Annotated in this window: 22 protein-coding genes; 10 read left to right on the top strand and 12 right to left on the bottom strand. The window is 60.0% G+C overall.

Annotation, left to right across the window (positions count from 1 at the left end):
- Window positions 1-69 precede the first annotated feature (69 nt).
- Window positions 70-1,167, top strand: coding sequence for a D-alanine--D-alanine ligase (ddlA, locus tag R0140_RS21635; protein WP_023297114.1), 1,098 nt, complete (start codon window positions 70-72; stop codon window positions 1,165-1,167).
- 31 nt (window positions 1,168-1,198) lie between these two features.
- Here ddlA and R0140_RS21640 read toward each other — a convergent pair whose 3' ends face one another.
- Entirely contained in the window at window positions 1,199-1,402 is a 204-nt protein-coding gene (locus tag R0140_RS21640; protein ID WP_012968852.1) for a DUF2754 family protein, read from the bottom strand.
- 253 nt (window positions 1,403-1,655) lie between these two features.
- Here R0140_RS21640 and R0140_RS21645 point away from each other — a divergent pair, with 253 nt between their 5' ends.
- On the top strand, window positions 1,656-1,958 hold the full coding sequence (locus R0140_RS21645) for a YaiY family protein (protein ID WP_012542723.1): 303 nt from the start codon (window positions 1,656-1,658) through the stop codon (window positions 1,956-1,958).
- On the opposite strand, the gene R0140_RS21650 is transcribed toward R0140_RS21645, so the two are convergent.
- From R0140_RS21650 to R0140_RS21660, 3 genes are all read right to left on the bottom strand, one after another.
- Complete coding sequence (locus R0140_RS21650; protein WP_012968854.1) at window positions 1,955-3,061, bottom strand: DUF1615 domain-containing protein; 1,107 nt, start codon at window positions 3,059-3,061, stop codon at window positions 1,955-1,957. The two genes, R0140_RS21645 and R0140_RS21650, sit on opposite strands and share 4 nt — an antisense overlap.
- 18 nt (window positions 3,062-3,079) lie before the next feature.
- On the bottom strand, window positions 3,080-4,300 hold the full coding sequence (sbmA, locus tag R0140_RS21655; protein ID WP_008805336.1) for a peptide antibiotic transporter SbmA: 1,221 nt from the start codon (window positions 4,298-4,300) through the stop codon (window positions 3,080-3,082).
- A 117-nt stretch (window positions 4,301-4,417) separates the two neighbouring features.
- Window positions 4,418-4,930 carry an isochorismatase family protein gene (locus tag R0140_RS21660; RefSeq protein WP_162493340.1) on the bottom strand — a complete coding sequence of 171 codons (513 nt, stop codon included), beginning with the start codon at window positions 4,928-4,930 and terminating at the stop codon, window positions 4,418-4,420.
- Window positions 4,931-5,149: 219 nt separating this feature from the next.
- On the opposite strand from R0140_RS21660, the gene ampH reads away from it, so the two are divergent.
- The 4 genes from ampH (at window position 5,150) to R0140_RS21680 (ending at window position 10,034) form a co-directional block, all read left to right on the top strand.
- The gene (gene ampH, locus R0140_RS21665; protein WP_023339640.1) at window positions 5,150-6,310 is read left to right on the top strand and encodes a D-alanyl-D-alanine-carboxypeptidase/endopeptidase AmpH; all 1,161 of its coding nucleotides are present in this window, start codon (window positions 5,150-5,152) and stop codon (window positions 6,308-6,310) included.
- A 105-nt stretch (window positions 6,311-6,415) separates the two neighbouring features.
- On the top strand, window positions 6,416-7,390 hold the full coding sequence (hemB, locus tag R0140_RS21670; RefSeq protein WP_002890201.1) for a porphobilinogen synthase: 975 nt from the start codon (window positions 6,416-6,418) through the stop codon (window positions 7,388-7,390).
- A gap of 255 nt (window positions 7,391-7,645) precedes the next feature.
- Entirely contained in the window at window positions 7,646-8,137 is a 492-nt protein-coding gene (locus R0140_RS21675) for an REP-associated tyrosine transposase (protein ID WP_072124949.1), read from the top strand.
- A gap of 178 nt (window positions 8,138-8,315) precedes the next feature.
- Window positions 8,316-10,034 carry a bifunctional ornithine lipid synthase OlsF gene (locus tag R0140_RS21680; protein ID WP_032734874.1) on the top strand — a complete coding sequence of 573 codons (1,719 nt, stop codon included), beginning with the start codon at window positions 8,316-8,318 and terminating at the stop codon, window positions 10,032-10,034.
- A 161-nt stretch (window positions 10,035-10,195) separates the two neighbouring features.
- On the opposite strand, the gene tauD is transcribed toward R0140_RS21680, so the two are convergent.
- The 7 genes from tauD to R0140_RS21715 all read right to left on the bottom strand — a co-directional run bounded on the left by tauD (window position 10,196) and on the right by R0140_RS21715 (window position 16,373).
- Complete coding sequence (tauD, locus tag R0140_RS21685; protein WP_004144604.1) at window positions 10,196-11,047, bottom strand: taurine dioxygenase; 852 nt, start codon at window positions 11,045-11,047, stop codon at window positions 10,196-10,198.
- Window positions 11,044-11,871, bottom strand: a complete 828-nt coding sequence (gene tauC, locus R0140_RS21690; RefSeq protein ID WP_131024406.1) for a taurine ABC transporter permease TauC — start codon at window positions 11,869-11,871, stop codon at window positions 11,044-11,046. The genes tauD and tauC overlap by 4 nt, the downstream gene beginning before the upstream one ends.
- Window positions 11,868-12,635: a taurine ABC transporter ATP-binding subunit gene (tauB, locus tag R0140_RS21695; RefSeq protein WP_004893960.1), complete on the bottom strand. Its 768-nt coding sequence runs from the start codon at window positions 12,633-12,635 to the stop codon at window positions 11,868-11,870. The genes tauC and tauB overlap by 4 nt, the downstream gene beginning before the upstream one ends.
- Window positions 12,636-12,646: 11 nt before the next feature.
- Window positions 12,647-13,609, bottom strand: a complete 963-nt coding sequence (gene tauA / locus R0140_RS21700; protein ID WP_008805331.1) for a taurine ABC transporter substrate-binding protein — start codon at window positions 13,607-13,609, stop codon at window positions 12,647-12,649.
- 224 nt (window positions 13,610-13,833) lie between these two features.
- Window positions 13,834-14,766 carry a homocysteine S-methyltransferase gene (gene mmuM, locus R0140_RS21705; protein ID WP_008805330.1) on the bottom strand — a complete coding sequence of 311 codons (933 nt, stop codon included), beginning with the start codon at window positions 14,764-14,766 and terminating at the stop codon, window positions 13,834-13,836.
- Window positions 14,753-16,162, bottom strand: a complete 1,410-nt coding sequence (gene mmuP / locus R0140_RS21710; protein WP_008805329.1) for an S-methylmethionine permease — start codon at window positions 16,160-16,162, stop codon at window positions 14,753-14,755. The genes mmuM and mmuP overlap by 14 nt, the downstream gene beginning before the upstream one ends.
- Window positions 16,163-16,244: 82 nt before the next feature.
- On the bottom strand, window positions 16,245-16,373 hold the full coding sequence (locus R0140_RS21715; RefSeq protein WP_162494421.1) for a hypothetical protein: 129 nt from the start codon (window positions 16,371-16,373) through the stop codon (window positions 16,245-16,247).
- A 62-nt stretch (window positions 16,374-16,435) separates the two neighbouring features.
- On the opposite strand from R0140_RS21715, the gene eat reads away from it, so the two are divergent.
- From eat to eutC, 3 genes are read left to right on the top strand one after another with little or no spacing between them, the layout of a single operon-like run.
- Window positions 16,436-17,815, top strand: coding sequence for an ethanolamine permease (gene eat / locus R0140_RS21720; protein ID WP_008805328.1), 1,380 nt, complete (start codon window positions 16,436-16,438; stop codon window positions 17,813-17,815).
- Window positions 17,816-17,824: 9 nt separating this feature from the next.
- Window positions 17,825-19,213, top strand: a complete 1,389-nt coding sequence (locus R0140_RS21725; protein ID WP_044612961.1) for an ethanolamine ammonia-lyase subunit EutB — start codon at window positions 17,825-17,827, stop codon at window positions 19,211-19,213.
- A complete protein-coding gene (gene eutC / locus R0140_RS21730; RefSeq protein ID WP_064166043.1) occupies window positions 19,210-19,986 on the top strand; it encodes an ethanolamine ammonia-lyase subunit EutC in 777 nt (258 codons plus the stop codon). The genes R0140_RS21725 and eutC overlap by 4 nt, the downstream gene beginning before the upstream one ends.
- A gap of 439 nt (window positions 19,987-20,425) precedes the next feature.
- Here eutC and R0140_RS21735 read toward each other — a convergent pair whose 3' ends face one another.
- Window positions 20,426-20,569, bottom strand: coding sequence for a hypothetical protein (locus R0140_RS21735; RefSeq protein WP_046620417.1), 144 nt, complete (start codon window positions 20,567-20,569; stop codon window positions 20,426-20,428).
- Between R0140_RS21735 and R0140_RS21740 the strand changes: the two genes are divergently transcribed.
- Entirely contained in the window at window positions 20,562-21,668 is a 1,107-nt protein-coding gene (locus tag R0140_RS21740; RefSeq protein WP_004147267.1) for an ABC transporter substrate-binding protein, read from the top strand. The two genes, R0140_RS21735 and R0140_RS21740, sit on opposite strands and share 8 nt — an antisense overlap.
- Window positions 21,669-21,680: the final 12 nt, after the last annotated feature.

Raw genomic sequence — 21,680 nt, forward strand, 5'->3', positions numbered from 1 at the left:
TTATGGCAGGCAGGCAGCGGTTTCACATGGTATGTTATGCCCTTTGATGTTATCTGGATGGAAGTTGAAATGGCAAAGATGAGGGTTGGGATCGTTTTTGGCGGCAAGTCGGCGGAGCATGAAGTGTCGCTGCAGTCAGCGAAGAATATCGTGGAAGCGATTGATAAATCGCGCTTCGATGTGGTTCTGTTGGGTATTGATAAACAGGGGCTATGGCACATCAACGACGCCGGCAACTACCTGCTCAATGCTCAGGATCCTGCCCGCATTGCCCTGCGTCCTTCCACGGTGACCCTGGCGCAGATCCCGGGCCGAGAAGCACAGCAGCTGATTAACGCCGACAGCGGCCAGCCGCTGGCGGCTATCGATGTGATTTTCCCCATCGTCCACGGCACGCTGGGCGAGGATGGCTCCCTGCAGGGGATGCTGCGCATGGCGAATCTGCCTTTCGTGGGTTCCGATGTGCTGGGCTCCGCGGCCTGTATGGACAAAGACGTGACCAAACGTCTGCTGCGCGATGCCGGGCTCGCCGTCGCCCCGTTTATCACCCTGACCCGCGCCAACCGCGCGCAGTTCAGCTTTGCCGATGTCGAAGCGAAGCTGGGGCTGCCGCTGTTCGTGAAGCCGGCCAACCAGGGATCATCGGTTGGCGTCAGCAAAGTTAAAAACGAAGAGCAGTACCATCAGGCGGTGGCCCTGGCCTTTGAATTTGATCATAAAGTCGTGGTGGAACAAGGCATTAAAGGGCGGGAAATTGAGTGTGCGGTGCTGGGTAACGACCACCCGCAGGCCAGCACCTGCGGTGAAATTGTCCTCAACAGCGAGTTTTACGCCTACGACACCAAATATATCGATGACCAGGGCGCGCAGGTGGTGGTCCCGGCCGCCATCGCCCCTGAGATCAACGACAAGATCCGCGCGATTGCAGTGCAGGCCTACCAGACCCTGGGCTGCAGCGGCATGGCCCGCGTCGACGTCTTCCTCACCGCCGAGAACGAGGTGGTGATCAACGAGATCAACACCCTGCCGGGCTTTACCAACATCAGCATGTATCCGAAGCTGTGGCAGGCCAGCGGCCTCGACTACACCAGCCTGATCACCCGGCTGATTGAGCTGGCGCTGGAGCGCCATGCCGCGGACCGGGCGCTGAAAACCTCCATGAACTAAAACGCGTTTATCGCGCCTGGCAGCAGGGGTCTCAGGCCTCTTCTGCCGGGCGGCGGCGGATCACCAGGCCCGCGGCCCAGAAGCTAATGACCCAGGTGACCAGACCGACGGCGTAGGATTGCCAGCCCTGTGTTTCAAACCCCAGCAGCCCCACCACCCCATTGAGAATAAAAATTAGCCCCAGCGCCACCGCGTAGTAGTGCCAGTCGCGGCGAATTTTATCTGTGAGCTTCATGCGACCTCCAACAGCAAAAAAACGCATCTTCGCATAGCCGCCCGCGGCGGTCTGTAGCGCGGGAGAGAATGTTGCTGGATTGCGACGCCGCTCTCCCTTTTCCATTCCTGTGGCGCGGTTAACACACCGGCGAAAACAGGATTATTCCTGGACGGCAATTACCAGCAATCTGATACTGACAATGGCCCCTCACTGCCAGAATACCTGCCATAGAGCTGGAGAAAAAACCAGCAGTACAGAGGTGGGAGGGCCTATGGCTGAATTCAGTTTTTCAAAATCGCTTTTGGGAAATAAAAAAAGAGGGGCGTTGACCGGCAGCCATGTCGCCTACGGCCTGTTCGTGCTGGTCTGCTGCTGGGCCGGCGCGCAGATGCTCAGCATGCTGATCCACGCTCCGGGGGTATTTGAACGCTTGATGCAAACGCAGGACGCCAGCCGTCCGCAAGTCGACATCAGTCTCGCCGTTGGCACCCTCTTTGGCCTGATCCCTTTCCTGATCGGCTGCTCGTTCATCGGGCTGCTGGCGCTCATTGTGCGCTGGCGTCAGCGCCGTTAACGCCGCGCCATACAATTTGCCCGCCGCTCATCAACCCGTTTTGCAAACCACGCCGTCGTCAGATTACGGGTAATTTTCGGACTCTCAAGCTGGATCCCTGGCAACATCTCCCGCGGCAGAGTCTTGCCCGCCCTTTTCTCGGCGAGGCGGAAAACCTGCTGATAAAGGTCGGTCTTCTCAAACGCCAGGCTGTCGCCCTTTTTCAACTGGCTGTGGATCTCGCTGTCGCTCATTCCCAACTGGCCCGCCAGACGACGCACCGCCAGCTCGGTGCTGCCCGGTTCCTCGCTGTCGTAGCGGATAAGGTCGCCGTCGAGCGCCAGTTTCACCCCGCTGGCTTTCACCACCGCGTTCTGGAAGGCGGCGTTACGGCTGGCATACCAGCCGGCGTTGAAGTCGGCAAAGCGGTACAGCGGCACGCTGTAGCTGGCCGGGTAGTTCAACAGATGATAGGTGCCAAACCACAGGCCACCGCGCAGGCTGAAGACCTCCTGGCGCACCGTCCCGTTCATTTTCCACGGGTAGCCGGAGGTGTGCTGCTCGGCAAAGGCAATGCTGACCTGCATCGGCCCCCCGGTGTGCACCGGGTTAAGTGAACCGAACAGCTTCTGCCCCATCGGCACCATCCCGATAAAGTCATCAAAAATGGCGCTCAGCTGCTTTTCCGTCTTCACATTGTCCAGACGGTCGCTATAGCTTTTACCGTTTGGCGAGGTGATCTTCAGCGCGGTATGGACCAGAAACGGCGGAATGTGCATTTTTTCCGCCCGGCGGTCAATTTCCTGCCAGGCGATTTTATTCAACCCCGGCACCACCGGATCGGACTGATAGTTAGACTCCTGCTGCGCGACCGCCAGCACCGAGCAGACATTCTCTTCCGTCGGCGCCAGCTTCTGGCTGTCAAACGCGGTGGCGATGGCTTGCGCCCAGGCCTCCCGATCCTTGACGCTGGCCGGCATTTTCTGCCGCACCACCGACGCCACGTCAACGGGCTTCTCGCCCTTTTTCAGCGTCGGGGCCTGCTGGCTGGTACAGGCGCTCAGCACCATGGCCGCCAACAGCGTCAATGAACCGGGAATAATGCGCGATAAACGTGCGGCCATCATGCTTCCTTGTCTTAATTAACGTAATGTCGGGATCGCTTCCTGCAGCGGCTTGCCGTCCAGCTCGCGTTCAAAACTGCGCAGACGTTTGTAGATGGACATCAGTTCCACCAGCGTCGTCCACGAGCTAATCAGGTACTGGAACGAGCCGCGCACCTGGCCGAAGACGTTGGTAATTTGCGTCATCAGCCCGAGGGTAATCGTACCGGCAACGATCGACGGAAACAGCAGGAAAAGGCCGAAAACGTTATCCACCTGCAGGTAGAGAATGCGGGCGATATTGAAATACATATAGTGGAAATAGAGACGGAAATAGTTGCGACGCACCGCGCTGAACAGCTCGCGCACCGTCGGCGGCGTGGCGCGGGTTTCATCGTCCTCACCGTAGACCAGCTCTTTACGATAGGCGGCTTCCACGCGCTGGTTTTTAAACTCCAGGCCCGGCAGCTTAATCCCCACCACCGCCAGCAGGCCGGTCCCCATCAGCGACCAGACGATAGCGGCAATCACCAGACCATACGGCAAATGGCCGACGATAGGCAGGTCGGGAACGTGTTCGGAGAGCGTCACCAGCACCGGCAGGAAGGCGATCAAGGTCATCACCGCGTTGATAAAGCTTACCCCCATATCTTCCAGGGTGGAGGCAAAGCGCATGGTATCTTCCTGCACACGCTGCGCGGCGCCTTCGATATGGCGCAGATGCTGCCAGTGGGCCATATAGTGTTCGTTCATCGCCGTGCGCCAGCGGAAGACGTAGTGGCTGACGAAGAAGTTGTTCATCACGCCAATGATCACCGCGATGAGCGCGATGCCGAGAAAGATGCCGATCTCATGATAAAACTGGTTGATGCTGACCTTATGCGGGGTGGCCAGCGCGCTCTGGATCAGGTCGTAGAACGGCGCATACCAGGCGTTGATCGCCACCCCGACTTCCACCAGAAACCAGGTGACGAAGATGATGAGCGACGTGCCGAGAATCGACCAGTACTGCCAGCGATGCGGGCAGTAGACAAACCAGAAGAGTGCAAACACGCCGACGCAAAACAGATAGTAAGCGTAGAACACCAGATAGTTGAGCGACCAGAAGCGCGCCGCGCTGATCGCCACATTTTGCGATGCTCCGGTGACCCGCAGCAGCCAGTCGCCGCCGCCCGCCTGCCAAAAGATCACGGCCAGCAGCGACCAGATAAAGGCAGAAATAAAAAACGGCCCCGGTTTGGGGAAAAAAGATTTAAACATCATTGTCTCCTGCTAACTTCTTATCGTTCTGCTATTGCTGTGTACGACGCATACGTCGGCCGCCGCGTGGATGCGCTCTCGCGGGGCAGACGAATGATAAGACCGGATATCAACAGCTTAGTTCTGCTGCCAGGCGTGCAGAATTGTTTCTGTGGGTTTCACCTGTAAAGGATTGCCAGGAACGGTCAGCGTACGCCACACCTCATTGTAGTGGGCGATAAGCGTCGCGGCCTGCGCGGCGGGGCGGTCGGCGGTGGTATGGGCATCTTCCGCGATCACAATACCGTACCCGCGGCTGGCGCCGTTTTTAATGGTGGTGTCGAGGCAGTAGTCGGTGGCGCAGCCGCAGATGACGAACTGCTGAATGTCGTGTTCGTCCAGCACCTGCGCCAGCGAGGTGTGGTAGAAGGCGTCGCAGGCGGTTTTGGTGACATACAGCGCGCCAGCTGGCTGTTCCAGCTCGGGAAGCAGGGCGAAGCCTTCGCTGCCGGCTTCGAGGCCGCCGGCCTCATCATGCTGAATGAAAATAACCTTGTCCGCCGCGCGCACCAGACGATTAATTTGCGCGACGCAGCGCTCGCGCGCCAGACGCGGCGTGGCGAACACGCCGTTTTGCATATCCACGACCATCACTACCCGTTGAGCCGTCATTGTTCTCTCCCACGAACTTTCAGCCAAACGGTCATCATACGCGGCAGCGGAAAAAGCCGATATCTGAAAGCGTAAAAAAGTCTTTTTTACGCACCGTTACCTTTTTCCTGCAGGAATGTCGTGAATCCCACTTTGTTCTGCGCCACTTCGTAGTATAAATACCCTCTTCTTTTTTATTTATTTAATGGATGATCTCCGTTGAAACGTAGTTTGCTCATTTTTGCTGCGCTGTGCGCGGCGTCGTGGACCTCGGTGCAGGCCGCACAGCCTACCGTTGACCCGGTTTTCGCCTCGGATGTGGTCGATCGTTACGCCAATCATATCTACTACGGCAGCGGCGCCACCGGCATGGCGCTGGTGGTTATCGATGGCAATCAGCGTGTTTTTCGCAGCTTTGGCGAAACCCGCCCGGGGAATAATCAGCACCCGCAGCTCGACTCGGTGATCCGTATCGCCTCCCTCAGCAAACTGATGACCAGCGAGATGCTGGTGAAGCTGCTCGACCAGGGGGTGGTGAAACTCAACGATCCGCTGAGCAAATACGCCCCGCCGGGTACCCGGGTGCCTGACTGGCAGGGAAAACCAATCACCCTGGTTAACCTCGCAACCCATACCAGCGCCCTGCCGCGCGAGCAGCCTGGCGGCGCCGCTCATCGTCCGGTGTTTGTCTGGCCGACCCACCAGCAGCGCTGGAACTGGCTCTCTACCGCGACCCTGAAGACCGCGCCGGGCTCACAGGCAGCCTACTCCAACCTGGCCTTTGATTTACTGGCGGACGCGCTCTCCACCGCTGCCGGCAAACCTTATCCGCAGCTGTTTGAAGAACAGATCACCCGGCCGCTGGGGATGAAGGACACCACCTTTACCCCGTCACCGGATCAGTGCCAGCGGCTGATGATCCCGGAAAAAGGCGCCAGCCCATGCAACAACACCCTGGCGGCGATCGGCAGCGGCGGAGTCTACTCGACGCCGGGGGATATGATGCGCTGGATGCAGCAGTTCCTGTCATCCGATTTCTATACCCGCAGCCAGCAGGCCGACCGGATGCAGACACTGATTTATCAGCGTAACCAACTGACCCGGGTGATTGGTATGGACGTGCCGGGCCGCGCCGACGCGCTGGGACTTGGCTGGGTGTATATGAAGCCGAAGAATGGCCATCCGGGGATTATTCAGAAAACCGGCGGCGGCGGCGGGTTTATCACCTATATGGCGATGAATCCGCAGGCTAACGTCGGCGCCTTTGTGGTGGTAACCCGCTCGCCGTTAACCCGCTTCAACAATATGAGCGATGGCATCAACGACCTGGTCAGCGAGCTGAGCGGCGCGCAGCCCAACATGCAGACGGCCAGCCAGTAAGCTCGCGGGGGTTTCGCCAACACGACATAACGATCGTTTTGGCGAAACATCCCCATGCCATTTCAGTTACACTAACGTCTTTCATTTCACAAAATCAGGCAAACCATGACAGATTTAATCACTCGCCCCCGCCGCCTGCGTCAATCCGCTGCGCTGCGCGCCCTGTTTGAAGAGACAACACTGAGTTTGAACGACCTGGTGTTGCCGATCTTTGTTGAAGAAGAAATTGATGATTACAAAGCGATCGAGGCCATGCCCGGCGTGATGCGCATTCCGGAAAAATATCTGGCACGTGAAATCGAACGCATCGCTAACGCCGGCATTCGCTCGGTGATGACCTTTGGCATTTCTCATCACACCGATGCTACCGGCAGCGATACCTGGAATGAAAATGGCCTGGTGGCGCGTATGTCGCGGATCTGCAAGTCCACGGTGCCGGAGATGATCGTCATGTCCGATACCTGCTTCTGCGAATACACTTCCCACGGTCACTGTGGCGTGCTGTGCGACCACGGGGTGGATAACGACGCGACCCTGGAAAACCTCGGCAAGCAGGCCGTTGTCGCCGCCGCCGCCGGGGCGGATTTCATCGCTCCTTCCGCCGCGATGGACGGTCAGGTACAGGCGATTCGCCGCTCGCTGGATGCCGCCGGTTTCACTAATACGGCGATTATGTCCTACTCCACCAAGTTCGCTTCCTCCTTCTACGGCCCGTTCCGCGAAGCGGCCGGTACCGCGCTGAAGGGCGATCGGAAAACCTATCAGATGAGCCCGATGAACCGCCGGGAGGCCATTCGCGAGTCGCTGCTCGATGAAGCCCAGGGCGCCGACTGCCTGATGGTGAAACCGGCTGGCGCCTACCTGGATATTCTGCGCGATATCCGCGAACGCAGCGATCTGCCGCTCGGCGCCTATCAGGTCAGCGGGGAGTACGCGATGATCAAATTCGCTGCCCAGGCGGGCGCTATCGATGAAGAGAAAGTGGTTCTGGAAAGCCTCGGCGCTATCAAACGCGCAGGCGCCGACCTGATCTTCAGCTATTTCGCCCTCGATCTGGCCGAGAAAAAAATCCTCCGTTAAACCCGCCCCTCCCCGGTGGCGCTTCGCTTACCGGGGCTACCAAACCTCATCCCCGGTGCGCTGTATTTATCGCGACCACCACACCGTAGCCCGGATAAGGCGCTTGCGCCGCTATCCGGGGACAGGCGCTAACCAATATCTGTAGCTAAAACTTTGCGCGCCGCTTTCCACCTTCTGCGCCTTCTCCTTGGCGTACCGGATTTCGCCTTCTAACGTGTTAAACCACATCATAAATACCGAATTCCAGGAGATCCTGTGGTGGCTTATCGACGTTATTACATTAAGGGGGGAACCTGGTTCTTCACTGTTAACCTTAAAGACCGTAGAAGCATGCACCTAACTGAAAACATAGAATTATTGCGCTACTCTGTCGCCGTTGTTAAACAACATCGCCCCTTTATTATTGATGCCTGGGTGGTGTTGCCTGAACATCTGCATTGCATCTGGACACTACCTCATAATGATGACGATTTTTCTTCACGCTGGAGAGATATCAAAGGCTGTTTTAGCAGAACGTTAAAACGACAACCCCTCTGGCAACCGCGCTTCTGGGAGCATGCCATACGCGATGAAGATGATTACCGCCGACACGTTGATTACATCCATATCAATCCACTTAAGCATGGCTGGGTCACCCGGGTGATCGATTGGCCATTTTCAACCTTTCATCGCGATTTCCAGCGCGGGCTATATCCCCCAAATTGGGCTGGCGATAGCTTTGATCTTAGCTGCGCTGAACGCCGATAGCCTCTCCCCGGTGGCGCTGACGCTTACCGGGGCTACAAATCGGCGCCAACCGTAGCCCGGATGAGGCGTTAGCCGCTATCCGGGAAACCTCCCCCGCTGCGACCGAAACTTCACCCAACTGTAATCTGAACGACATCTCCACCTTCTACTGTCTGGACAGGACGGAGGAGGAGCCACTATGTTTAGTCTCGATAACGTACTCGATGACCTGTGGCCTCAGGCGAGGCCCGCCCCCTGGCAAAAGAAACTGTTAAAAAAGCTGTTTTATGAGGAAGAGTTTCAACAATTTGCCGATCGTCATCGCCACCTGAAGGGGCTTGATACGGTCGAACAGGTACTGGAATACCTCAATATCCGCTGTGCCATCCCGGCGCACGATCTCGAACAAATCCCCGAATATGGCCCGCTGGTCATTATCGCCAACCACCCCACCGGCACCCTCGACGGCCTGGCGCTCCTGTATGCGGTATCCCGCGTGCGCCGCGATGTCAAAGTGGTCACCAACCGCATGCTCACCCACCTTGAGCCCCTGAGCTCGCTGTTTATCCCGGTAGATAATATTCATGGCCGCACCGCTAAAGCGGCGCTGCAGCAGATGGACCACCAGCTGCAGGCCGGCGGGGTGCTGATCTTCTTCCCGGCGGGAGAAGTCTCCCGCCTCACCCGTCGCGGTATCCGCGATAAAAAATGGCACTCCGGCTTTATTAAGCTGGCGGCAAAATATCGCGCCCCGCTGCTGCCGGCGTGGATTAACGCCCGCAACAGCGCCCTGTTTTACGCCAGCACGCTGGTCTCCGACAACCTGCCGCTGCTCCTGCTGATGCAGCAGATGTTTCGCCGGCGCAACAGCAGCCTGCCGGTGCGCATCGGCCAGCAGATCCCCTGGTCGAGCTGGTTCGATGCCAAGTCCAGCGCTCGCGAGCTTACCGGCCGCTGCTATCAGCACCTTGAACAACTGCGCAAAGGGCTGCCGGGGCAGTTCAAAACCGAAAGCGCCATCGCCCGTCCGGAAGACCGGGCATTGCTCAAACGCGAACTGCATAAGGCCGAGTGTCTGGGCCGCACCACCGACGGCAAAGTGATTTACCTCTGGCAGCGCAACGGCCAGGAGGACGCGCCGCTGCTGCGCGAGCTGGGACGTCTGCGGGAAATCGCCTTCCGCGCGGTCGGGGAAGGCAGCGGCAAACGGCGGGATATCGACGGGTATGACGACGACTATCTGCATCTGATCCTGTGGGATGAAGACGATCTGGAAATCGTCGGCGCTTACCGCTTTATGCCGACGGCCATCCAGCTGGCAAAGCGCGGCCTGGAAGGGATCTACAGTTACAGCCTGTTCCATTACGACGGGCGGATGGACGATGTCCTGCAGCACGGCATTGAGCTGGGGCGCAGCTTTATCCAGCCGCGCTACTGGGGGCGTCGCGGGCTGGACTACCTGTGGTCAGGCATCGGCGCTTATCTGGCGCGCTATCCGCACTATCGCTATCTGTTTGGTCCGGTGTCGATTTCTGGCGGGTTGCCGCCCGCCGCCCGCGATCTGCTGGTGGCGTTCTACCGGCTGTGGTTCCCGGCGACGCATCCGCTGGCGGAGTCGCGTCGACCTTATCCGGCGTCGCTGCCCGACGTGCTGGCGCAGTTTGGCGGGGAGGATTACAACGACGACCTGGCCCGGCTGAAGTCCCTGCTCGGCAATCTCGGCTGCGCGATCCCGCCGCTGTATAAGCAGTACTCGGAAGTGTGCGAACCGGGCGGCGTGCAGTTTATCGATTTCGGCAGCGATCCGGATTTCAATAACTGCGTGGATGGTCTGGTGCTGGTGGATCTCACCTACCTGAAGGCCAATCGCTATCAGCGCTATATTGGCGCGCATCTGGGTGCGCAAAAATCGGCATAAACGCTTTTTCCCGGCTTGCGGCGCGTTGCGCCTTAGCCGGGCTACGGTTCACCGTTTCCGACGGATCGGTCGCCCGGAAAAGCCGCGTCAGGCGCCGCCTCCGGGAAGCAGCGGGCAATGCAGCATCCGCTTTTCTCCGCGACTCGCGGCTGATACAAGCATTACCCCGCCCGGTAATACGGCTTATCGCCGAGGATCGTCGCCCGGTGCATGATCCGCCGCTGCGGCAGATAGTCGGCGTTGGCGTAATGCTGGGTCACCCGGTTATCCCAGATAGCGACATCGTTCGGCTGCCAGCGCCAGCGCACCTGAAACTCCGGTTTAGTGACATGAGCAAACAGGAAGTTCAGCAGCGCTGCGCTCTCTTTCTCACTCACCTCGACAATTCGCGTGGTAAAGCCTTCATTAACGAACAGCGCCTGCTTGCCGGTCACCGGGTGGGTACGCACTACCGGATGCAGCAGCGGCGGATGCTTCGCCACCGCTTCCTGCCAGCGCCGATGCTCGGCTTCGGTCTTGTTGTACTTATACTCCTGGAACGATTTGCGGAAATCATGTTCGGCATGCAGGCCGCTCAGCAGCTGCCGGAAAGGTTCTGACAGCGCTTCCCAGGCGGCAATGCCGCTGGTCCACAGGGTGTCACCGCCGGTCGTCGGCAGCTCTTTCGCCGCCAGAATGGCGCCGGCGGGCGGCGTGTCGATAAAGGTGACATCGGTATGCCAGTTGTCATTATCCGGCGGATTATCGTTGTGGGTATCGAGGACGATAATCTCTTCCACGCCAGGGGCGTGAGGGTAGACCGGATGGATATGCAGGTCGCCAAACCGCAGAGCCAGGTCGCGCTGTTGCGCCGGGGTGATATTTTGCTCGCGCAGGAATACTACCTGATGACGCAGCACCGCGTGATACAGCTGTTCAAACTGGTTGTCGCTCAGCGGACGGGTTAAATCCGCCCCGGTCACCTGCGCGCCAATATAGGGCCCCAGCGGGGTAATGCTCAGACGTTCACTCATTGTACTTCTCCATGCCAGGGCGTCAGGCGACGCTGCAGCGCGCGCAGACCCAGTTCCAGTAAAAAGGCGATAATGGCAATCACCGCGATCCCCGCCAGCACCACATCGGTGGCGAGAAACTCGCCGGCAGACTGCACCATAAATCCTAATCCGCGGGTGGCAGCGATCAGCTCAGCGGCCACCAGCGTTGACCAGCCCACCCCGAGACCAATGCGCAGCCCGGTGAGGATCTCCGGCAGCGCGCCGGGGAGGATCACCAGCCACAGCACCTGCGCCCGGCTGGCGCCCAGCGAACAGGCGGCGCGAATGCGCACCTGCTGCGCGCTTTTTACCCCTGCCAGCGCCGACATGGCTACCGGCGCGAAAATCGCCAGGTAGATCAGCAGGATCTTCGAGGTTTCACCGATGCCAAACCAGATCACCATCAGCGGTAGGTAGGCCAGCGGCGGCACCGGACGATAGAGTTCGATCAGCGGATCGAGGATCCCACGCACCGTCGAGTTGAGCCCCATGGCGATCCCCACCGGTACGCCAATAAGCACTGCCGCCAGCAAGGCGATGACGATCCGCGTCAGGCTCGCCGCCAGATGCTGCCAGAGCGTCGCATCCATAAAACCCTGCGGCCCGGCGATGGTGATAAGCTTTTGCAGTACCTGACCCGGCGGCGGCAGAAACAGCGGGCTAATCAGCTGCAGCGCCGCGACCGCCCACCAGACGGCCAGCAATACCGCCAGAGTCGCCACGCTGAGGGTGAGCTGACGGGAGAGCGGCCAGCGCCACTTCAGCGTCGTCTGACGCGGTTTGTCGTTCAGTACCACGCTCATGAGAAAGCCTCCCGTTGGTCAAACACCCGGCTCAGAATGTATTCCCGCTGTTCAATAAACCGCGGGTCAGATTTGATGCTGCGGCAGGATTCGCCCGCGACAAAGCGACGGCTAAAATCAAGCCGCAGCCGCTCCACCACCCGTCCCGGCCCCGGCGACAGCAGCACCAGCTCGGTGGCCATAAAGATGGCCTCTTCAATGTCATGAGTGATCAGCAGCACCTGTTTGCCGGTCTCATGCCACAGTTTCAGCAGCAATGTCTGCATCTGCTCGCGGGTAAAGGCGTCAAGCGCGCCGAAGGGCTCATCCAGCAGCAACAGCTGCGGATTCGCCGCCAGCGCCCGGGCGATGCCCACCCGCTGGCGTTGACCGCCGGACAGCTGCCAGATAAAGCGTTTTTCCGCCCCTTCGAGACCCACCTTCTTCAGCATCTGCGCCGCCGCTTGCCGGCGCTGCGCTTTATCCACGCCCGCCAGCTGGAGGCCCAGCGCCACGTTATCCTGCACATTGCGCCACGGCAGCAGGCCTTCGTTCTGGAAGACCACGCCGCGCTCTGCGCCCGGCCCGGTCACCCGCTGACCTTCGAGGGTGATGCTGCCGTGCTGATAGGGCACGAATCCGGCAATCAGGTTCAGCAGGGTAGTTTTACCGCAGCCCGAAGGCCCCAGCACCACCAACAGCTCCCCACTCTCCAGCGTCAGGTTGATATCCGCCAGCGCCGGTTTACCGCCGTAGTCGGCGGAAAGATGCGAGATTTGCAGCATCGCCGCCTCCTTTACTTCACGAAACGGTCAGTGACGTACTGACGATAATCGGTTCCCGCCGCGGGCACTTTGCCCTGCTCTTTCAGGAAGCGCGCGGTATCGACGATGGCCTGATTGACCGGACCATTCAGCGCCTGCGCCTGCTCAGCGGCGGTCAGGTAGGTGTTCCCCTTCACCAGCCCGGGGACATCGGCTTCCGGCACGCCGCTCAGGCGCGCCAGCTTGCTGATGTTGTCCGGCTGTTTCAGCCATGTTTCCGGGTTGGCGATGTAGGGCTGCTGGGCGTCGATGGCGCTTTTAGCAAAGGCTTTGACGATCTCCGGATGCTGCTCGGCGAAGTCCTTACGGACCACCCAAACGTCGAGGGTCGGCGCGCCCCACTCCCCAACCTGCGCGGAATCGGTCAGCACCTTGCCCTCTTTTTCCAGTTCGTTAACCGCTGGCGCCCAGACGTAAGCGCCATCGATATCCCCGCGCTGCCAGGCGGCGATAATCGCCGGCGGCTGCAGGTTAATAATCTGCACCTGGCCCGGCTTGATGCCCCAGTGTTTGAGCGCCGACAACAGGCTGTAGTGGGTGGTGGAGATAAACGGCACGGCGATGCGCTTGCCGATCAGATCTTCCGGTTTGGTAATGCTTTTTTTCACCACCAGCGCTTCGGAGTTGCCGAGCTTTGAAGCGAGCAGGAACACTTCAATCGGCACCTGCTGACTGGCGGCCACCGCCAGCGGGCTGGAGCCGATATTGCCGATCTGCACATCGCCGGAGGCCAGGGCACGCACCACGCTGGCGCCGCTGTCGAATTTCCGCCAGTCGACGGTCGCGCCGCTGGTTTTGGCGAAGGTGTTGTCCGCCTGGGCGACTTTCGCCGGCTCAGCGGAGGTTTGATACGCCACGGTCACGTTGACCGCCTGCGCCTGGAAGGCGGCGACAGCCAGCGCCGCCAGAAGAGTAATTCGCGATGTGAATGCCATAATGTCTGCTTCCCCTGAGTTGTTATAGGTGCAGTATTTCCGGCATCAGGAGGGAGATGAAGTAATTAAAAATTCTGGCTAATAGCGAATCGTTTTTAGAACAAAAGCGGGAAAGGATAGTTGTTTTTGAGCGGTTGGTGAGTGGCAGAGGGTTGCCGCCGGGTGGCGGCGACGGATCGCGCAATATGTAGGCCGGGTAAGCGCAGCGCCACCCGGTACAAAACTCAGCGCTTCGCGTTAAGCGCGGCGATGTCCTTCGGCGTGGTGCGGCAGCAGCCGCCAATCAGCTTCGCCCCGGCCGCCAGCCACTGCGGCAGATAATCCGCCAGGGTGGCGCAGGCTTCGCCATGATGGTGCCAGGTCTTGCTCACCGCATCATAATGTTCGCCAGAGTTAGGATAGACCACCAGCGGCAGGGCCGTCAGGCTGTGCAGATGCGCCAGCGCCGCGGGCGTATTTTCCAGGGCGATACAGTTGATGCCCACCGCCACCACCTGCGGGTTATCCGCCAGGGCAGCCATCACCTCGCGTAACGGCGTCCCATCGCTGAGATGTTCGGCGTCGCGCAGCGTGAAAGAGTACCAGGCGCGGGCACGGGGATAGTCCTGCAGCAGGGCCGTCAGCGCCTGGATCTCAGCAAATGACGGCAGGGTTTCACAGGCCAGCAGGTCGGCGCCCGCATCCAGAAGGGCTTCGACGCGCGGGCGGTGGAAATCCTGGAACTCTGCCGCGCTGCGCTGATAATCGCCGCGATACTCCGAGCCGTCGGCGAGAAACGCGCCATACGGCCCTACCGAACCGGCCACCAGCAGCGTGCCGGCCTGCGGGTTCTCGGCGAGGTACGCCTCGCGCGCTTTGCGCGCCAGTTCGACGCTTTTGCCGATCAGCGCCCGGGACTGCGCATCATCCAGCCCGCGCGCGGCAAAGCCCGCCGGGGTGGCCTGATAGCTGGCGGTGATCGCCACCTGCGCCCCGGCGCGAAAGTAGTCGAGATGCACATCGCGGATCAGCTGCGGGTTCTCCAGCAGCACTTTCGCCGACCACAGGCTGTCGGCCAGATCGCAGCCGCGGGCCTCCAGCTCGGTGGCCATGGCGCCGTCCAGCAGGACATAAGGCTGGGCGGCAAGCAGAGCAGTGAACGGGTTAGTCTGCGACATGTTGGGACTCCTGAGTCATATTCCGTGAACGAGTGAGATACCAGGCACCATAGCACAGGGCCACAAAGGGGATCCCGCACCACAGCGCAATTCTCTGGCTCGGGTCAAAGGCGAGGCCCACGCAGGCCACCAGGCACAGCACAAACCCCAGAACGGGCACCACCGGATACCAGGGAGCGCGATACTGCAGATCGCTCAGCGCCTTACCCTGCTGCAGATGGCGGCGGCGGAACATAAAGTGCGAGGCGCAGATGCTCAACCACACCGCCACTACCGCAAAACCGGAGATCGCCGACAGCGCCACAAACACCGTATCGGGCGCCACCACGCTGGAGAACAGCGCCAGCACGCCGCCCAGCATACTCACCGACAGCGCGGTCACCGGCACGCCCCGTTTATTGACTTTGGCAAAGCAGGCCGGCAGCGTCTTCTCGTTCGACAGCGACCACAGCATCCGCCCGGAAGCGTACAGGCCGGAGTTAGCCGCCGACAGGATCGCCGTCAGGATCACAAAGTTGAAAATATCCGCCGCGTAAGGGATGCCCACCTTTTCAAACACCAGCACGAAGGGGCTTTTCTCCACCCCCGCCTGCTGCATTGGGATCAGCGCCGCCAGCACGAACACGGTGCCGATAAAGAAAATAATCAGCCGGGCAATGGTGGTGCGGATGGCGACCGGAATAACCTTATGCGGGTTTTCCGTCTCTCCGGCGGCAATGCCGATAAGCTCCGTCCCGGAGAAGGCGAAGTTCACCGCCACCATGGTCATCAGGATCGGCAGGCCGCCGTGCGGGAACCAGCCTTCGGCGGTGATATTGTGCAGGCCCGGCGCCGGCGAGCCATCCTGCATCGGAATGATGCCGAAAATGGCCGCGCCGCCGAGAATAATAAACGCGATGATGGTGATCACTTTCACCAGCGAGAACCAGAACTCGCCTTCCGCGAAGAAGCGCGTCGAAATGATATTAAGGCCGAAGATCACCGCGCAGAACACCACGCACCAGATCCAGACCGGCACCTGCGGGAACCAGTACTGCATGCAGAAACCCGCCGCGGTGAAGCTCGAACCCAGCGCCACCGTCCACGTTAGCCAGTAGAGCCACGCCACGGTATAGCCCGTCGCCGGGCCAAGATAGCGCGCCGCGTAAACGTGGAAGGCGCCGGTCTCCGGCATCGCCACCGACAATTCACCGAGGCACTGCATCACCAGCCAGACCACCAGGGCGCCAATCAGATACGCCAGCAGCGTCCCGGCCGCGCCGGTGGTGGAGATGATATAGCCGGTATTAAAAAATAAGCCGGTGCCAATCACGCCGCCGAGCGACAGCATGATCAAATGGCGCGTTTTCATGGTGCGCTTCAGTTGCCCACCTTGTTGTTGTGTTGTGCTTTGCATTTTATTTTCTCACGCCAGCCCGCTTGCCCGGGTCATGATGCGTATAAACGTATAGACATCTAAACATCCAAAAGAAGAAGTGTTATACCGTGCCGCCGCGGAAAAAGCAAAGCCGCTGCACCAGGGCACGCGCCGACAGCGTGCAGCCTGCCCCATTTTTGCGCAGCGCCAGCGGGCGCGCCACGCGCTGACGCCTCATCGCGACAGACAACGTTCTGGCACTCTCTTTGCAGCCTGTCGTTCAGAACCTTTCTATCTGGCGAGGCAACACGTATGACAGAGCAAACCACCACCTTAAAAAGAACGCTCGGCAGTTTTCGTTTATGGGGGATCGCCGTCGGACTGGTGATATCCGGGGAGTACTTCGGCTGGAGCTACGGCTGGTCACAGGCGGGCACGATGGGATTTATGGTCGTCGCCCTGGCGGTCGCCGCGATGTACTGCGCCTTTATTTTCAGCTTTACCGAGCTGACCACCGCCATCCCGCACGCTGGCGGCCCTTTCGCCTATGCCTACCGCGCCTTCGGGCCCACCGGCGGTTTTATCGCCGGTTTTGCCACCCTGATTGAATTCGTCTTCGCCCCGCCGGCCATCGCCATGGCCATCGGCGCCTACCTCAACGTGCAGTTTCCGGCGCTGGATCCGAAATGGGTCGCCTGCGGCGCTTACGTGATCTTTATGACGCTCAATATTCTCGGCGTCGGCATTGCCGCCACCTTCGAGCTGATCGTCACCCTGCTGGCCATCTTCGAGCTGCTGGTGTTTATGGGCGTGGTCGCGCCCGGCTTCTCCTGGAGCCACTTCACCACTAACGGCTGGGCGGGCGCGGAAAGCTTCAGCGGCCTGGCGCTGCCGGGGATGTTCGCCGCCATTCCGTTCGCCATCTGGTTCTTCCTCGCCATTGAGGGGGCCTCCATGGCGGCCGAAGAGGCCAAAGATCCGCAGCGCACCATTCCGCGCGCCCTGGGCGGCGGCATTCTGACGCTGACGGTGCTGGCGATCGGCGTGATGGTCTTCGCCGGCGGCGTCGGCGACTGGCGCGCGCTGTCCAATATTAACGATCCGCTGCCCCAGGCGATGAAGACGGTGGTGGGCAATGGCAGCGGCTGGCTGCATATGCTGGTGTGGCTGGGGCTGTTTGGCCTCGTCGCCTCCTTCCACGGCATCATTATGGGCTATTCGCGGCAGATCTACTCCCTCGCCCGCGCCGGCTATCTGCCCGCCGGGCTGGCGACCCTCAACCGCCGCACCCGCACCCCGCATCTGGCGATCCTCGCCGGCGGCGTGGTCGGTATCGCCGCGATCTTCTCCGACTCGCTGATCACCATCAGCGGCATGCCGCTGACCGCCTGTATCGTCACTATGTCGGTATTTGGGGCTATTGTTATGTATATCACTTCCATGGCGGCGCTGTTCAAACTGCGCCGTAGCGAGCCGAAGCTGATCCGCCCATTCCGCGCCCCGCTCTACCCGCTGGCGCCGGCCTTTGCCCTCGGCATGGCGGTGCTCTGCCTGGTGGCGATGGTCTGGTATAACCTGCTGCTGGCGCTGATTTTCGCGGCGATGATGCTCGGCGGCTACCTGTGGTTCCGCAAAACCGCAGCGGCCCGTGAACGGGCGCCAGTGGATCCTCAACTGCGCACGGTCTCCTGAGGAGGCGGCATGTATAAAACCACGCTATCGGGCCAGGTATGGCGCTTTGATAGTCTGAAAACGTTGATGGCGAAAGCGTCGCCAGCCCGCTCCGGCGACGCCCTCGCAGGGGTTATCGCCACCTCAGCCGAAGAGCGGATGGCGGCGAAAATGGCCCTCGCCGAGGTGCCGCTGACCGACATTCTCGACAACCCGCTTATCCCTTACGAGCAGGACGAAGTGACTCGCCTGATCCTCGACACCCATGATGCGCAGGGCTTTGCTGCCCTGCGTCACCTGACGGTCGGCGATTTTCGCGACTGGCTGCTGGATGATGCTACCGATACCGCCACGCTGCAGCGGGTCGCCCGCGCCATCACCCCAGAGATGGCGGCGGCGGTCAGTAAGCTGATGCGCAATCAGGATCTGATCCTTGCCGCCAGCAAATGCCAGGTGGTGACGCGCTTTCGCAACACCATCGGCCTGCCCGGCCACCTCAGCGTACGCCTGCAGCCCAACCATCCTACCGACGACCTGAAAGGCATCGCCGCCAGTATGCTCGACGGGCTGCTGTACGGCGCCGGGGACGCGGTGATCGGCATCAACCCGGCCAGCGACAGCTTACCGGTGCTGGCGCAGCTGAACGTCATGCTGGATGATATTATTCAGCGCTTCGCCATTCCCACCCAATCCTGCATTCTGACCCATGTCACCAATACGCTGCAGCTGATTGAGCGCGGCGCGCCGGTGGATCTGGTGTTTCAGTCGGTGGCGGGAACCGAAGCGGCCAACAGCGGCTTCGGCATCAATCTTGCCATGCTGCAGGAGGCCCGCGAGGCGGCCCTCAGCCTCAGGCGCGGTACCCTCGGCAACAATGTGATGTATTTTGAGACCGGCCAGGGAAGCTGCCTGTCGGCCAACGCCCACCACGGCGTCGATCAACAGACCTGTGAGGCGCGGGCCTACGCCGTCGCCCGTCACTTTGAACCGCTACTGGTCAATACCGTGGTCGGCTTTATCGGTCCGGAGTATCTCTACGACGGCAAGCAGATTATTCGCGCCGGGCTGGAAGATCACTTCTGCGGCAAGCTGATGGGCCTGCCGATCGGCTGCGACGTCTGCTATACCAACCACGCGGAAGCGGATCAGGATGATATGGACACCCTGCTGACCTTGCTGTGCACCGCCGGGCTCACCTTCCTGATCGGTGTGCCCGGAGCGGACGATATCATGCTCAATTACCAGAGCACCTCGTTCCATGACGCGCTGTACGCCCGTCGCCTGCTGGGCTTAAAGCATGCCCCGGAGTTCGCCGACTGGCTGGCGAAGATGCAGATTATCGATCCGCACGGCGCGCTGCGGCTCACCGACGCCCGCCATCCGCTGCTGTCCGTCCTGCCGCAAGGAGCCTCCGTATGAACCGTCCCGATGCCTGGAACCCGCTGCGTGAATTTACCGATGCGCGGATCGCCCTGGGCCGCAGCGGCGCCAGCCTGCCGACCCGCGAAGTCCTTAACTTTGGTCTGGCCCATGCCAGAGCGCGGGACGCCATTCATCAGCCGTTCGCCAGCCAGCAGCTGGTGGCGCCGCTGGCGGCGCTCGGCCTCGACGCTCTGACGGTGCACAGCGCCGCGCCGGACCGTCACACCTATCTTCGGCGTCCGGATCTCGGGCGGCAGCTCGCCGACGAAAGCCGCGCCGACCTCGCCGCCAGCGGCGTCCGCCCCGCCGATCTGCTGCTGGTGATCGGCGATGGCCTCTCTTCCTGGGCGGTAGAGCGCCAGGCGGTGCCATTGATCCGCGCCCTGCTGCCCTATCTGCAAACGCTGGGTATCGGCCTGGCGCCGGTAGTGCTGGCGCATCAGTCGCGGGTGGCGCTGGGGGATGATATTGGCGAAACCCTGAAAGCCCGCGCGGTGGCGATCCTGATTGGCGAACGACCGGGTCTCTCTTCGCCGGACAGCCTCGGCGTTTACCTTACCTGGCAGCCCCATCGTCAGCGTCTGGAATCTGAGCGCAACTGTATCTCCAATATTCGTCCGGAGGGATTAAGCCATGACGCCGCCGCCTTTAAACTGGCCTGGCTGCTGGAGCAGGCTTTTTTACGCCGCGTCACCGGCGTGCAGTTAAAAGATGAAAGTGATAATCCGGCGCTGCATGGAAAAATAAAACCGTTGACCCCTTTAAAATAATAAGTAACACCAGCAGCAGAATAAATTTTAATACTACCGGCGCACCTGAATATTATATTCGGGTGCGCGCTGAAATTGCCCGACGGCGCTTCGCTTGCGCGGGCCTGCGCAAACCGTTCAACCGGTTTATATGGTGGATTTTTCAGGCCGGGTAAGGCGCCAGTCGCCACCCGGCAAAATGCGTTCACCGTACCAAAAACCGTGTTGTCATCAGCCTTATGCCTCTCCCAGCAGGTAATAAGAATATTGCATGAGTAAAAACGAAACGGACGTTGTAAGGTAAATCAGCGCATTAAAAATACCCGTCATACTTCAAGTTGCATGTGCGTTGGCTGCGTTCTCTCCCCCCAGTCACTGACTTCTGTAAGCGCCTGGGGACTCGCTCACTTGCCGCCTTCATGCGACTCGAATTATTTAGGGTATATATCTCGTTATCTATTCAACATAACAGCCAATAATTCGCCGGACACGCTGGCGAATTATTCCTCAATGTTATGCAGTCATTGATGGTTAAAGATAAATAATCGACCGACGGAGAAATACCAATGAAATCGTTTTCCGGGAAAGCGTCTTTAATGGCCACGCTGGTTGCCGCGCTGGTCGGCGCCAGCAGCGCGCAGGCAGCGGAAATTAAAATCGGGGTGGTATTACCCCTGAGCGGCGCCCTCAGCGGCTATGGCCAGCCGTCGCAGAAAGGGCTGGACATTATTCAGGCCATCACCCCGACGTTAAAAAATGGCGATACCATCAAGCTTATCGTTATCGATGATAAAAGCGACAAAGTCGAAGCGGCTAACGCCATGCAGCGCCTGGTCTCCAGTGATAAAGTGGATGCCGTGATCGGGGAAGTCACCTCCTCCAACACCCTGGCGATGACCAAGATCGCCGACGACAGCAAAACGCCGCTGGTCTCCTCCACCGCCACCAACGACCGCGTCACCCGTAACCATCCGTACGTCAGCCGGGTCTGTTTCTCGGACAGCTTCCAGGGGGTGGTCGGGGCCAATCTGGCCTCCCGCGATCTGAAAGCCAAAACCGCCGCCATCGTGTTTGACAGCAGCAACGACTACTCCGTCGGCCTGGCGAAAGCGTTCCGCACCCAGTTCCTGAAAAACGGCGGCACCATTCCCATCGAGGTACAGGCCCCGGGCGGCAGCAAGGACTTTAAAGCCCAGCTGGCGAGCGTCAAGGCGAAGAATGTCGACATGATTTACATGCCGATCTACTACACCGAAGGGGCGCTGATTGCCGTGCAGTCTAAACAACTGGGGCTCAACAAACCGGTGGTGGGCGGCGACGGTCTGGCCGCGGATCAGGTCTTCTTCGATGTCGGTAAAGACGCGGTCAACGGCTATATGACCACCGATTATTACTCGCCGAACGCCAAAGAGCAGACCCCGGCCGGGGAAACCTTCATCAAAGCCTGGGAAGCCAAATACCAGCAGCCGACCCATACCTGGGGCGCAATGGCGGCGGACGCCTATAACGTCATCGTCAACGCCATGAACCAGTGCAGCGATCCCCACGATCGGGTCTGCGTGAATGAAAAAATCCGCGCCACCAAAGATTTCCAGGGCGTGACCGGCACGCTGACGTTACAGAACGGCGATGCCATTCGCAGCGCGGTCATCAACGAAGTGAAAGATGGCAAGCTGGCGTTTCGTACCGTGGTTAACCCTTAAGTTGTGACGAGG

This window comes from Klebsiella sp. w6, from assembly GCF_033100215.1.
Taxonomy (GTDB): Bacteria; Pseudomonadota; Gammaproteobacteria; order Enterobacterales; family Enterobacteriaceae; genus Klebsiella; species Klebsiella variicola.